This is a genomic window from Streptomyces niger (genome assembly GCF_000718305.1).
Classification (GTDB): Bacteria; Actinomycetota; Actinomycetes; order Streptomycetales; family Streptomycetaceae; genus Streptomyces; species Streptomyces niger.
In genome coordinates this window covers 1-13,037 of the sequence record NZ_JOFQ01000013.1, presented here as the reverse complement: position 1 = coordinate 13,037, position 13,037 = coordinate 1, and the positions used below count along the sequence as shown (strand labels likewise).

At 73.3% G+C, this 13,037-nt stretch carries 11 protein-coding genes; 7 read left to right on the top strand and 4 right to left on the bottom strand.

All coding sequences use genetic code 11. From position 1 onward, the window contains the following. Nucleotides 1-22 precede the first annotated feature (22 nt). From IF20_RS24305 to IF20_RS24295, 3 genes are all read right to left on the bottom strand, one after another. Nucleotides 23-733, bottom strand: coding sequence for a gamma-glutamyl-gamma-aminobutyrate hydrolase family protein (locus tag IF20_RS24305; RefSeq protein ID WP_052867425.1), 711 nt, complete (start codon nucleotides 731-733; stop codon nucleotides 23-25). 41 nt (nucleotides 734-774) lie between these two features. Further along, nucleotides 775-2,247, bottom strand: a complete 1,473-nt coding sequence (gene eat / locus IF20_RS24300; protein ID WP_052867424.1) for an ethanolamine permease — start codon at nucleotides 2,245-2,247, stop codon at nucleotides 775-777. A gap of 131 nt (nucleotides 2,248-2,378) precedes the next feature. Next, entirely contained in the window at nucleotides 2,379-3,116 is a 738-nt protein-coding gene (locus IF20_RS24295) for a FadR/GntR family transcriptional regulator (protein ID WP_110944502.1), read from the bottom strand. 73 nt (nucleotides 3,117-3,189) lie between these two features. Here IF20_RS24295 and IF20_RS24290 point away from each other — a divergent pair, with 73 nt between their 5' ends. From IF20_RS24290 to IF20_RS24270, 5 genes are all read left to right on the top strand, one after another. Continuing rightward, nucleotides 3,190-4,557: a glutamine synthetase family protein gene (locus IF20_RS24290; protein WP_052867423.1), complete on the top strand. Its 1,368-nt coding sequence runs from the start codon at nucleotides 3,190-3,192 to the stop codon at nucleotides 4,555-4,557. Between the two features lie 11 nt (nucleotides 4,558-4,568). Then, nucleotides 4,569-5,969: an aldehyde dehydrogenase family protein gene (locus tag IF20_RS24285; protein ID WP_052867422.1), complete on the top strand. Its 1,401-nt coding sequence runs from the start codon at nucleotides 4,569-4,571 to the stop codon at nucleotides 5,967-5,969. A 1-nt stretch (nucleotide 5,970) separates the two neighbouring features. Continuing rightward, nucleotides 5,971-6,771 carry a 3-oxoacyl-ACP reductase gene (locus IF20_RS24280; protein ID WP_052867421.1) on the top strand — a complete coding sequence of 267 codons (801 nt, stop codon included), beginning with the start codon at nucleotides 5,971-5,973 and terminating at the stop codon, nucleotides 6,769-6,771. Between the two features lie 111 nt (nucleotides 6,772-6,882). Then, the gene (locus IF20_RS24275; RefSeq protein WP_052867420.1) at nucleotides 6,883-8,184 is read left to right on the top strand and encodes an HAD family hydrolase; all 1,302 of its coding nucleotides are present in this window, start codon (nucleotides 6,883-6,885) and stop codon (nucleotides 8,182-8,184) included. 28 nt (nucleotides 8,185-8,212) lie between these two features. Then, a complete protein-coding gene (locus IF20_RS24270; RefSeq protein WP_052867419.1) occupies nucleotides 8,213-9,202 on the top strand; it encodes a DUF2510 domain-containing protein in 990 nt (329 codons plus the stop codon). A 33-nt stretch (nucleotides 9,203-9,235) separates the two neighbouring features. On the opposite strand, the gene IF20_RS24265 is transcribed toward IF20_RS24270, so the two are convergent. Further along, nucleotides 9,236-10,450, bottom strand: a complete 1,215-nt coding sequence (locus IF20_RS24265; RefSeq protein ID WP_110944500.1) for an amino acid deaminase/aldolase — start codon at nucleotides 10,448-10,450, stop codon at nucleotides 9,236-9,238. Between the two features lie 227 nt (nucleotides 10,451-10,677). Here IF20_RS24265 and IF20_RS24260 point away from each other — a divergent pair, with 227 nt between their 5' ends. Beyond that, nucleotides 10,678-11,805, top strand: a complete 1,128-nt coding sequence (locus IF20_RS24260; protein WP_199896724.1) for a hypothetical protein — start codon at nucleotides 10,678-10,680, stop codon at nucleotides 11,803-11,805. Beyond that, entirely contained in the window at nucleotides 11,802-12,947 is a 1,146-nt protein-coding gene (gene mycP / locus IF20_RS24255; RefSeq protein ID WP_052867418.1) for a type VII secretion-associated serine protease mycosin, read from the top strand. The genes IF20_RS24260 and mycP overlap by 4 nt, the downstream gene beginning before the upstream one ends. The last annotated feature ends 90 nt before the right edge of the window (nucleotides 12,948-13,037 follow it).

The following is a 13,037-nucleotide window of genomic DNA, read 5'->3' as shown; positions in this document are numbered from 1 at the left end:
ATCGCGGGCGGTTGACGGTGCGTCAGGGGGTGGCGGCCGTCACCAGCGCCTGCATCACCCGCAGGTCGTCGTCCGCCTCCGGGTGCCACTGCACGGCCAGCGCGAAGGCCTCGGCGTCCGGTACCTCCAGCGCCTCCGGCGTGCCGTCCTCGGCGTACGCGGAAGCCACCAACCCGCGGCCGAGCCGGTCCACGGACTGGTGGTGGTAGGTCGGTACGGACACCGGCTCGGGCAGGACCGCGGCGAGCCGGGTGTTCGGCACCGGTTCGACCTTGTGCCGGGCGAAGACGCCGGGCGGGCCGCCGTGCCCGTCCAGGTGCTGGTGCAGCGTGCCGCCGAGGGCGACGTTCAGCAGTTGCATGCCGCGGCAGATGCCGAGCAGCGGGGTGCCGGAGTCCAGCGCCGCCTGGATCAGCGCGAGTTCCCAGGCGTCGCGGGCGAGGGCGGCCGGTCCGGTGCGCGGGTCGGTTTCCGCGCCGTACCGCTCCGGCCGGACGTCCGGGCCGCCGGCGATCACCACGCCGTCCAGGCGGGCGACGACGGCCGCGGCCGCCTCCCGGGCCTCGTCCCGGTCGAGGTCCGGCTCGTGCGGCGGCAGCATGGCGGCGAGGCCGCCGGAGTTCTGTACGAGGCGGTGGTAGCCGGCCGGCAGGAGTGCGGCCGGGAGAGACCAGACACCCCAGCGGGCCTCGGCCTCCAGGTAGGTGCTGATGCCGATGAGGGGCTTGGACAAGGGATCCTCCGGTCGGTGAGGGCGGTGTCGTGGGCGGACGGTCAGTCGCGTTCGAGTTCGGCCTCGGCCGCCGCCAGCGCGGCGAACTCCTCCTCGGGTGCCGCGGCCACCAGCCGGTGCCGCGAGTAGAGCGCGAAGTAGGCCAGCGCGACGGCGTACACGACGAGTGCGATGACGGCCGCTTCCTTGTCCACCAAGAATGTCGCCACCAGTGCCGAGCAGGCCAGGACGAAGGCGATCGAGGAGGTCAGGACGCCACCGGGGGTGCGGTACGGGCGCGGCAACTCCGGCTCGCGGCGGCGCAGCACGATGTGGGAGAGGGCCATCAGGGCGTAGGAGATGGTGGCGCCGAAGACCGCGACGTTCAGCATCCGGGCGCCGTCGCCGGTGGCCGCGGCGAGCGCGAAGCCCAGCGCGCCGGGGACGAGCAGGCCGAGGTAGGGGGCCTTGCGGCGGCTGGTGAGGGAGAGGAAGCGGGGCAGGTAGCCGGCCCGGGAGAGGGCGAAGAGCTGCCGGGAGCCGGCGTAGATGAGGGAGAAGAAGGAGGCGATCAGGCCGGCCAGGCCCGCGTAGTTGACGACGCGGGAGGCGACGGTGGGCTCGCCGTGCGGTTGGAGCGCCTGGACGAGGGGGTCGCCGACGGACCGGATGGCGGCGGCGCCGCGCGCCCCGGTCGCGGTGAGGAAGGTGACCAGGGCGAGGAGGAGCAGGACGCCGATCGCGGCGGCCATGGCCTTCGGCAGCGTACGGGCCGGGTCCTTGGTCTCCTCGGCGGCCAGCGGCACGCCTTCGATGCCGAGGAAGAACCACATGCCGAACGGGAACGCCGCCCAGATGCCGAGCAGGCCGAAGGGCAGCCAGGAGGACGCGCCGAAGGCGTGCTCGTCGGCCGGTATGTCGTTCAGGGCGCTCACGTGGAAGTCGGTGGCCGCGGCGAGCGCGAAGACGACCAGGGCCGCGACCGCGATGGCGGTGACGACGAGGCTGAAGCGCAGTGCCTCGCCCACGCCCCACAGGTGGATGCCGATGAAGATGACGAAGCAGGCGAGGTAGACGGGCCAGGAGGAGGTCAGCCCGAAGAGGCCGAGGGATTCGACGTAGTCGCCGATGAAGATGGAGATCGCGGCGGGCGCGAGGACGTACTCGATGAGGATGGCGGTACCGGTCAGGAAGCCGCCCCAGGTGCCCAGCGCCCGGCGCGCGAAGCCGTAGCCGCCGCCCGCCGTGGGCAGCACGGACGCCAGCTCGGCGAGCGCGAAGACCAGGCAGGTGTACATCAGGCCCATCAGCACGGCAGCGACCGCCAGGCCGCCGAAACCGCCCTGGGCCAGGCCGTTGTTCCAGCCGGAGAAGTCGCCGGAGACGACGTACGCCACGCCCAGGCCGGTCAGCAGCAGCGGGCCGGCGCTGCCCCGGCGCAGCGCGCGCTTCTCCAGGTAGGCGTCCTCGGGCGCGGCGGCCCCGGCGGGTGGGGGAGAGGTCGGTGCGGTGCGCGGTTCCGTGCTGTCGGCCATGAGCCGCTCCTGCCTCGGGGGGGGGTAAAGGTCCGGCGTCACACCTTTGTGGGGTCCGGGCGTCGGAGGCAAGACCCGTGCCGTAAAAGAACGATTACGGTGCGGGGGACGCCTGCCCGGTCGCGCCCGGGTCAGGACGCCGCCGGCGGCGCCGTGAGGAAGCCGCGCAGCAGCGCCGCCGTGCCGCAGCAGTGCTCGCGCATCACCTCCCGCGCCCCGTCCGCGTCGCCCTCCAGCACCGCCTCCACCAGCGCGGTGTGCTGCGCCTGGGAGTGTTCCAGGTTGCGCACCAGCAGCGGGATGCAGTCCAGCAGGTCGTTCACCGTCGCCCGGACGGCCGCGTACTGCGCCGCGAGCGTGGTCGAGCCGGACAGTTCGGCCAGCGTCAGGTGCAGCAGCGTGTCCCGCCGCCGGTAGTCCGCCAGCGGCGCGTCGTGCGTGGCGGCCAGCGCCGCGCGCAGCCGCTCCGCCTGCGCCCCGTCCAGCCCGTACCCCGCGCACAGCCCGGCGGCGCCCACCTCCAGCACCTCGCGGAACCGCAGCACATCCTCCACGTCGACCTTTCCGATGCGGCGGCGCAGCTCGTCCTCGCCGGGCGTCTCCGCGCGCTCCCGTACGAACGTGCCGCCGTACCGCCCGCGTCTGCTGATCACCAGCCCCTCGTCCTGCAGCACCTTCAGCACCTCGCGCAGGGTGACCCGGCTGATCTGCAGCCGCTCGGCCAGCTCCCGCTCGGCGGGCAGCCGTTCGCCCTGGGGGACCAGCCCCAGCCGCACGATCTGGAGTATCTGCTCCAGCGCTTCCTCGAAGCCGTTGCCCGCCCGCACCGGGCGCAGCACCGGCGCCAGCCGATCCGCCGCTCCGTCCACCGCAACCCCTTCCCAATCAATGGTTCCTGTGCATACCTTATGACCTCCGGATGCAGCGACAGGAGGCACCACCGTGGCAGACCGCACGCCCCCGCTCTCGGTCGAGGAGCTGAGAGGGCTCGTCGACGCCGGGGAGATCGACACTGTCGTCCTCGCCTTCACCGACATGCAAGGCAGGCTCCAGGGCAAGCGGTTCGCCGCCCGCTTCTTCCTCGACGACGTGCTGGCGCACGGCTCGGAGGGCTGCAACTACCTGCTCGCCGTGGACGTCGACCTCAACACCGTCGACGGCTACGCCATGTCCTCCTGGGAGCGCGGCTACGGCGACTTCTGCATGCACGGCGACACCGCGACCCTGCGCCGCACGCCCTGGAGCCCCGGCACCGCGCTGCTCACCGCCGACCTCGCCTGGCACGACGGCAGCCCCGTCGCCGCCTCCCCGCGGCAGATCCTCCGCCGCCAGCTCGACCGGCTCGCCGAGCACGGCTGGCAGGCGTACGCCGGCACCGAGCTGGAGTTCATGGTCTTCAAGGACACCTACGAGGACGCGTGGCGGCGCGGGTACCGGGACATGAGCCCGGCCAACCTCTACAACGTGGACTACTCCGTGCTCGGTACCAGCCGCGTCGAGCCGCTGCTGCGCCGCATCCGCAACGAGATGGGCGCGGCCGGCATGACCGTGGAGTCCGCCAAGGGCGAGTGCAATCTCGGCCAGCACGAGATCGCGTTCCGCTACGACGAGGCCCTCACCACCTGCGACCAGCACTCCGTCTACAAGACCGGGGCCAAGGAGATCGCCGCCCAGGAGGGCATGGCGCTCACCTTCATGGCCAAGTACGACGAGCGCGAGGGCAACTCCTGCCACATCCACCTCTCGCTCCGCGACGAGGACGGCGTCCCGGTACTGGCCGACGCGGACGGCGAGTACGGCATGTCGCCGCTGATGCGGCACTTCCTCGCCGGGCAGATCGCCGCGATGCGCGACTTCACGCTGCTGTACGCGCCGAACATCAACTCCTACAAGCGCTTCCGCCCCGGCTCCTTCGCGCCCACCGCGGTCGCGTGGGGCCCGGACAACCGCACCTGCGCCCTGCGCGTCATCGGTCAGGGCCACGCGCACCGCTTCGAGAACCGCCTCCCCGGCGGCGACGTGAACCCCTACCTCGCGGTGGCCGGCATGGTCGCGGCCGGGCTGTACGGCGTGGAGCACAAGCTGGAGCTGCCGGCGGCCTGTACGGGCAACGCCTACGCGGGCGACGCCCAGCACGTCCCCACCACCCTCCGCGAAGCCGCCGACCTGTGGGAGAAGAGCCCGATAGCGCAGGCCGCCTTCGGTGACGAGGTCGTCGCGCACTACCTCCACATGGCCCGTGTCGAGCTGGACGCCTACGACTCCGCCGTGACCGACTGGGAGCGGTTCCGCTCCTTCGAACGCATGTGAGGTCCAGTCACTTGTCTTCCGAGCACCAGCCGCCCGCCGGGCCCGCACCCGCCGAGCACCGGATCCTGAACCCGGCCACCGAAGAGGTCATCGCGACCGTCCCGGCCACCACCCCCGACCAGGTCGACGCCGCCGTCACCCGGGCCGCCGAGGCCCAGCGGCAGTGGGCGGCGCTCGCCCCCGGCGACCGCGCCCGGCTGCTGCGCCGCTTCGCCGCCACCGTCGACACCCACCTCGAAGAGCTCGCCCAGCTGGAGGTACGGGAGGCGGGCCACCCGGTCGGCAACGCGCGCTGGGAGGCCGGCAACGCCCGCGATCTGCTCGAATACGCGGCCGGCGGCATCGAGCGGCTGACCGGGGCGCAGATCCCGGTCGCCGGCGGCCTGAACATCACGCTCCACGAACCGCTCGGCGTCGTCGCCGTCATCGCGCCGTGGAACTTCCCGATGCCCATCGCCGCCTGGGGTACCGCGCCCGCCCTCGCCGCGGGCAACGCCGTCCTTCTCAAGCCCGCCGAGACCACCCCGCTCACCGCCCTCCGCCTCGCCGAACTGGGTCTCGCGGCCGGCCTGCCCGAAGGCCTCTTCCAGGTGCTGCCCGGCGCCGGCCCCGTCGCGGGCAGCGCGCTCGTCGGGCACCCCGGCGTCGCCAAGGTCGTCTTCACCGGCTCCACCGGCGTCGGCAAGCAGATCATGGCCAGGTGCGCCGACGGGGTGAAGCGGGTGACCCTCGAACTCGGCGGCAAGAGCCCCAACATCGTCTTCGCCGACGCCGACATCGAGAAGGCCGCGGCCGCCGCGCCCGGCTCCTTCCTCGACAACACCGGCCAGGACTGCTGCGCCCGCAGCCGCATCCTCGTCCAGGCCTCCGTGTACGACCACTTCCTGGAGCTGCTGGAGCCTGCCGTCAAGGCCGTCACCGTCGGCGACCCGGCCGACCCCGCCACCGGCATGGGCCCGCTGATCTCCGCCGCCCAGCGCGACCGCGTACGGTCCTACGTCCCCGACGACGCCCCCGTCGCCATCCGCGGCGAGGCCCCCGAGGGCAAGGGCTTCTGGTACCCGGCGACCGTCCTGGAGGGCCGGCCCGGGGACCGCGCCGCCGTCGAGGAGATCTTCGGCCCCGTCGCCGTCGTGCTGCCCTTCGAGGACGAGGCCGAGGCCGTCCGGCTCGCCAACGCCACCGACTACGGCCTCTCCGGCTCGATCTGGACCCGCGACGTGGGCCGGGCGCTGCGCGTCTCCGGCGCCGTCGCGGCCGGCAACCTCTCCGTCAACTCGCACAGCAGCGTCCGGTACTGGACCCCGTTCGGCGGCTACAAGCAGTCCGGCCTCGGCCGGGAGCTGGGCCCCGACGCGCTCGCCGCCTTCACCGAGACCAAGAACGTCTTCATCAGCACCGAGGAGCAGTGACGTGACCGAGACCCCTGACGCGACCGAGGCCCCCGTCTGCCGCCGGCTCGTCGGCCGCACCGCCGTGATCACCGGGGCCGGCAGCGGCATCGGCCTGGCCACCGCCCGCCGCCTCGCCTCCGAAGGCGCCAACGTCGTCTGCGCCGACATCGACGAGACCGCGGGCAAGGCCGCCGCGGCCGAGGTCGGCGGCCTCTTCGTCCAGGTCGACGTCACCGACGAGGCCCAGGTCGAGGCGCTGTTCAAGACCGCGTACGACACCTACGGCTCGGTCGACGTGGCCTTCAACAACGCGGGCATCTCGCCGCCCGACGACGACTCCATCCTCACCACCGGACTGGACGCCTGGAAGCGGGTCCAGGAGGTCAACCTCACCTCCGTCTACCTGTGCTGCAAGTACGCCCTCCCGTACATGCAGCGTCAGGGCAAGGGATCCATCATCAACACCGCCTCCTTCGTCGCCGTCATGGGCGCCGCCACCTCCCAGATCAGCTACACCGCGTCCAAGGGCGGCGTGCTGTCGATGTCCCGCGAGCTGGGCGTGCAGTTCGCCCGTGAGGGCATCCGGGTGAACGCGCTCTGCCCCGGGCCCGTCAACACCCCGCTCCTCAAGGAGCTGTTCGCCAAGGACCCGGAGCGGGCCGCGCGCCGCCTGGTGCACGTGCCGGTGGGCCGGTTCGCCGAGCCCGAGGAGATGGCCGCCGCGGTCGCCTTCCTCGCCAGCGACGACTCCTCCTTCGTCAACGCGGCCGAATTCCTCGTCGACGGCGGCATCGCCGGGGCGTACGTCACGCCGGTGTAAGCACATCGTGTAGGACCCACGGGTATGGTTTGCCGATCATGTTCGGGGCGGCGGCCGCGCGCCGCCGGCCCGGACGGGTCCCGCCCCGGCCCGCACCGTCAAGGAGGACGTATGCGCATCCGGCCCACCCTCGCGCCGGCCCTGGCCCTGGCCGTCACCGCCACCCTGGCCGCCGCCGTGCCCGCCACCGCGACACCGGCAGCCCCCACCACCCGGCACGCGAGCTGCCCGCAGCTGTCGAAGAGCCTGAAGTGGTACGGCACCAACCGCGACAAGCTCCAGCGCACCATCGACGAACGCGGCGTCTGCTCCCACCCGGAACTGGCGCACGGCCACGGACAGCGCCCGGTCGCCGCCTTCGACTGGGACAACACCATCACCAAGAACGACGTCACCGACGCGACGCTCGTCTGGTCCCTGCAGCACGACAAGATCCTCCGGCCGGCCCGCTGGCGCGACACCAGCAAGTGGCTGACCCCGGCCGCCGACCGCGCCCTCACCAAGGCGTGCGGCACCGACGTGCCCGTCGGCGCGCCCCTGAACACCTCCACCAACACCGCCTGCGCCGACGAGATCTTCTCGATCCGCGACGAGGCGAAGACACACGGCGGTGCGGAGGCCTTCGCGGGCACCTGGAACCACCGTCGCACCGTGCCCCAGTACGCCTGGATCCCGCAGCTGTTCGCCGGCCACACCGTCGCCGAGCTCCGCTCCTACGCCGCGACGGCGCGCACCCGCGCCCTGAAGGCGCCGATCGGCAGCACGGTGAAGGTCGGCAGCCACACCGTCCCCGCCTACGTGCGCTACTACGACCAGCAGCGGGACCTGGTGAACACGCTCCGCCGCGCCGGCTTCGACGTCTACATCGTCTCCGCCGGGTCCGAGCCCGTCACCGAGGTCTGGTCGGCCGGCATCGGCTTCGACAAGCAGCACACCATCGCCATCCGCAGCGTCCTCGACAAGCACGGCCGCATCACGTACGAGAACCAGGGCTGCGGCGGCATCGGCGACAACAAGGGCGAGGCCATCCCGTACGTCGACGGCAAGCGCTGCTGGGTCAACCAGGAGATCTTCGGCATCAAGGGCGCCAAGGCCTGGCAGCAGCAGGACTTCTCCCACCGCATCGCGCTCGGCGGCGGCGACGCGGACACCGACGTCACCTTCGTCGGCGACGCCACCGGCGCGCACCTCGTGCTGAACCGCAACAAGAACGAGTTCATGTGCCGCGCCTACGACAACGCCGACGGACGCTGGGTGGTCAACCCCATGTTCATCGAGCCGCTGCCGCGCAAGTCCGGCACGTACCCCTGCTCCACCGCCGCGCACATCGAGCCGGCGGGCGGCTTCGGGCCGGTCCGCCGCGCCGACGGCAGCGTGGTGCCCGACCAGCGGGACAGTGTGTACGGCGGTTGATTCCGGCCATAAGGTGTCCGGCGTGAGCATGACGACACCGCCGGGCTGGTACCCAGACCCGGGGCACACAGGCAACGGTCCCGCGCCCGAACGCTGGTGGGACGGTTCGGCGTGGACCGAGCAGACCCGCGCAGCACAGGCCGCACCGGCGGCGTACGGGTACCCGCAGCAAGGCGCGCCCGGGGCCTACGGGTACCCGCAGCAGCTCCCCGGCCACCAGGGCCCGGGGACCGTGCCCGGCGGGTTCGGCCCCGTCCAGCCCGGCGGCCCCGGCCAGGGCGGCGGTGGCCGGAAGCGCGGCCCGATGATCGCGGCGATCGCCGCCGCCGTGGTCGTCGTGGCCGCCGCCGGCACCGTCCTCGCCGTCACCCTCGGCGGCGGCGACGCACCGCACGACGACCCCAAGGCCGCCCCGACGGAGAGCAGGAGCAGCAGCGCGAGCCCCTCTCCCGAGCCGGCCACCAGCTCGGCGGCGCCTGACCCGGTGCCCACCGACGACGAGGACACCCTCGTCGACGCCCTGAACAGCATCGCCATCCCGGTGCTCGACGGCTGGCACAAGGACGACTTCGGCCGCGACACCGACCTGTACATCGGCCCGTACCAGTGCAAGGGCGACACCGCCAAGCAGTGCATGCGCGGCAAGGTGCTGTCCGAGACCGCGGCGGGCTTCTCCGAGACCACCGCCGAGGGCATCGCCAAGGCCGACATGCAGAAGAACGTCGAGGCGGTCTACGGCAAGGGCGAGTACGGCGACAAGGACTACTACGGCGGCATCGAGAAGCACGAGGAACTGAAGTCGGCGAAGGTGACCGTCGCGGGCCAACAGGGCTACCTGGTCCGCTGGAAGGTCACCAACAAGAAGGGCCCGGACGGCATCGCCCAGTCCGTCGCCTTCCCCTCGCCGGGCGGCTCCGGCTCCATGGTCGTGGTCCGCTTCAACTTCGACGTCGGCGGACAGGCCCCGCCGCTCGCCGACATGGACAAGATCCTCCAAGGCATCGAGCCGACCGCCTGACCCGCCCGCGGGCGGCGCCCGCCCGGCGCCACCCTAGAGGAACGTGTGCCCCTCGCCCCGGTACGTCGGCACGGTCGCCACCACCCGGTCACCGTCCACCAGCCGCAGCGCGTCGAACCGCTCGCACAGCTCGCCCGCCTTGGCGTGCCGGAACCACACCTTGTCGCCCACCCGCAGCCCGTCGGCGGCCGCGCCCAGCAGCGGCGTCTGCACCTCGCCCGCGCCCTCCTGCGGGTCGTACGCCAGCCCCGCCGGCAGATACGGCTCCGGCAGCCGGTCGGCACCCGCCGCACCGGACGCCGGATAGCCGCCACCCAGCACGGTCACCACGCCGGGCCCCGGCCGGCGCACCACCGGCTGCGCGAACAGCGCCGCCGGCCGGCCGCTGAACGAGCGGAAATTGTCGAACAGCCGCGGCACGTACAGCCCCGACCCGGCCGCGACCTCCGTCACCGCCGCCTCCGCAGCGGTGCCCTGCACGCTGCCCGTGCCGCCGCCGTTGACGAACTCCAGATCCGGCGCCTCGGCCCGGACCGCGCGCACCGCCTCCCAGCGGCGCCGCGCCAACTCCCGGCGCGCCGCGGCCTGCATCACCCGCACCGACCGCGAGAACAGCGGCCGCCCGGCCACCGCGTCGCCCACGCCCGCCACATGGCCCTCGTACGCCATCAGTCCGACGACCTTGAAGCCCGGCCGGCGGGCCACCAGCCGCGCGAATTCGGCCAGTTGCGCAGGCTCCCGCAGCGGCGAGCGGCGCGCGCCCACCCGCATCCGGCCGCCCGCCGTACGGAAGGACGTGTCCAGCTCCAGACAGACCCGGATCTCCGCCCGACCGCCCGCCCGCGCCGCGTCGATCAACTCCAGCTGCGCCACGTCGTCGACCAGCACCGTGACCGCCGTGGCGAGCTTCGGATCGTCCGTCAACTCGGCGAACGCCGCCCGGTCCGCCGACGGATACGCCAGCAGGACGTCGGAGAAGCCCGACCGCGCCAGCCACAGGGACTCCGCCAGCGTGAAGCTCATGATCCCGGCGAAGCCGTCCCGCGCCAGCACGCGTTCCAGCAGGGCCCGGCAGCGGACGGACTTGCTCGCCACCCGGATCGGCTTGCCCTGCGCCCGGCGCACGAGATCGGCGGCATTGGCGTCGAACGCCGGAAGGTCGACGATGGCCAGCGGCGCGTCGAGGTGAGCGGTGGCCCGGTCGTAACGGGCCTCCAAGGCATGGGGTTCGGAGGTCAGCCGGTGCATGACGGCAGCCTGCCAGACCGCATTACCGCAGGGTAGGGGAGAGATCACTACAGACCGGACACGGTGGCGTGACCGGTACTGCACGCGAGTTGCGGGAGGGGGAGCGACAGCCCGTAAAGTGGCGCAGGCCGTGGCCCGCAGACCCGCGGCACCAGGTCTGATCGATACGTTCCACCCGGCATGCCGCCGTCCGGGTACGGGACCGGACTGCGCGAGGGGGAGCGCGGGTGAGCACCGAAGCGAACTACGCCGGCCCGCGCCGCCTGCCCCGCATACCCCCGCCCCCGCCGTACCGCCCGACGACCGGCCAGGACGAGCCCACGCCCGACACCGCGCCGGAACCCGCCCCCGCACCGTCGGCACCGCCCCGGCCCACCGTCCCGCCGAAGCCCAGCCGCCCCGCACCGCCCGGATACCGCGACACCGCGTCCTTCCACCTTGCGAACGCGGCGGCCGCCTGGCAGACCAGAAGTGCCACGAAGGCCCCCCGCAAGCCCGCACGAGCGGAAACGTCCCCCCAGGAGCGGCCGGCCGACCGTACGCCGCTCCCCCCGGAGCGCGACGCCGCGACCCTCGGACAGCCCGCGGAACCCACCCCACCGCGCCGCCCCGCCGTACGCAGAGCCCTCGTCGCCGGCTGCCTCGTCCTCGGCCTCGGCCTCATCGGCGGGGCCGCGGCCGGCAGCTGGCTCGCCGGCGAACCCGGCGGCCGGCCGTCCGCCGCCACCTTCGGCGACGCCCGCGGCCTGTGGCACAGCGCCCCCGTGAACAGCCTCTTCCCACGCACCCTGCACGGCACGGCGGCCGGCCCCGGCGGCGCCGACCGCACCTGGCACCGCATCGCGGTCGCCCCCGACACCAACTGTGCCGACGCCTTCGACCCGCTGCTGGCCAAGGCGCTGTCCCCGGCCGGCTGCAAGCGGCTGCTGCGCGCCGACTACGCGGACGCCACCCACAGCAGCGTGATCACCGTGGGCGTGGTCACCACCCGTACCGACGTCTCCGGCATGCGCGCCCTCGACAAGCGGTTCACCACCGAGCGGCTGGCCGCCCGCCGCGACCTGATGCCCCGCCCGTACACCGTGCCCGGCACCCTCGCCGCGGACTTCGGCCCGGCACAGCGCGCCAGCTGGAGCATCCAGGTGCTGCCCGACATGCCGCTCGTCGTCTACGCCGTCTCCGGTTTCGCCGACGGCCGCGAGGTGACGGCCCCGCAACCGGCGGACGAGGCCACCCGCACCGGTGCCACCTCGGCGCCCGCCCAGTCCGGCCTGGGCCACGACGCCGCCGGCGTCGCCGACCGCATCGAACACGCCTTCCGCACGCAGGCGGCCAAGGCCGCGGAGGAAGAATGACCCGCGCCCGCCGCGCCCTCGCGGCCGCCCTCACCGCCACCGCCGTGGCGATCCTCGCGGCCCCGTCCGCGCACGCCGACGGCATCCGCACCCAGGAATGGGCCCTGGACGCCCTGCACGTCGACGACGCCTGGCGGACCACCAAGGGCGACGGCATCACCGTCGCCGTCCTCGACACCGGCGTGGACGCCACCCACCCCGACCTGAAGGGCCAGGTCCTGCCCGGCAAGGACCTCATCGGCTTCGGCGCCGCCCGCGGCGACAAGACCTGGGCGGACCACGGCACCGCCATGTCCGGCATCATCGCCGGACACGGCCACGGCAAGGACGACGCCGACGGCGTCCTCGGCATCGCCCCCGAGGCGAAGATCCTCCCCGTCCGGGTGATCCTCGAAGACGCCGACCCCCAACGGAAGCGGGCCCGCACCGAGCGCGCCAACGCCCTCGCCGACGGCATCCGCTGGGCCGCCGACCACGGTGCCGACGTCATCAACCTCTCCCTCGGCGACGACAGCGACTCCGCCCACCCCGAACCCCGCGAGGACGCCGCCGTCCAGTACGCCCTCGCCAAGGGCATCCCGGTCGTCGCCTCGGCCGGCAACGGCGGCGAGCACGGCGACCACGTCTCCTACCCGGCCGCCTACCCCGGCGTGATCGCGGCGACCGCCGTCGACAAGTACGGCACCCACGCCCCCTTCTCCACCCGCCGCTGGTACGCCACGGTCAGCGCCCCCGGCGTGAACGTCGTGATCGCCAACCCCGACCGCAAGTACTACGAGGGCTGGGGCACGAGCGCCGCCGCCGCATACGTCTCCGGCGCGGTCGCCCTGGTCCGCGCGGCCCACCCCACTCTCGGACCCGACCAGATCAAACAACTCCTCACCGAAACGGCGAGCGACTCCCCACCCCACGGCCGCAACGACGACCTGGGCGCCGGCCTGGTGAACCCCGCAGCAGCCATAAAAAAAGGCGCCCCCACGAACCAGACCTCCGACAGCCGCACGACTTACACCAAGCGCTACTTCGGCCCGGGCCCCACAGCCCAAGCAGCCACCGACACCTCCTGGCTCCCGTGGACGGCAGCAATCGCCGGCACAGCCCTCCTGGCAACCAGCACCCTCCTCCACCGCCGCCGCCCCTGACCCCACACGCACCCCCATCCACGCGCTACCCCCCCATCCACGCGCCACCCTCCATCCACGCGCCCCCCAACCACGCGCCACCCCCCAACC

Coding starts and splice junctions, on each gene's coding strand:
- eat (WP_052867424.1), bottom strand. CDS start 2,247: ATGGCCGACAGCACGGAACCGCGCACCGCACCGACCTCTCCCCCACCC.
- IF20_RS24275 (WP_052867420.1), top strand. CDS start 6,883: ATGCGCATCCGGCCCACCCTCGCGCCGGCCCTGGCCCTGGCCGTCACC.
- IF20_RS24270 (WP_052867419.1), top strand. CDS start 8,213: ATGACGACACCGCCGGGCTGGTACCCAGACCCGGGGCACACAGGCAAC.
- IF20_RS24265 (WP_110944500.1), bottom strand. CDS start 10,450: ATGCACCGGCTGACCTCCGAACCCCATGCCTTGGAGGCCCGTTACGAC.
- mycP (WP_052867418.1), top strand. CDS start 11,802: ATGACCCGCGCCCGCCGCGCCCTCGCGGCCGCCCTCACCGCCACCGCC.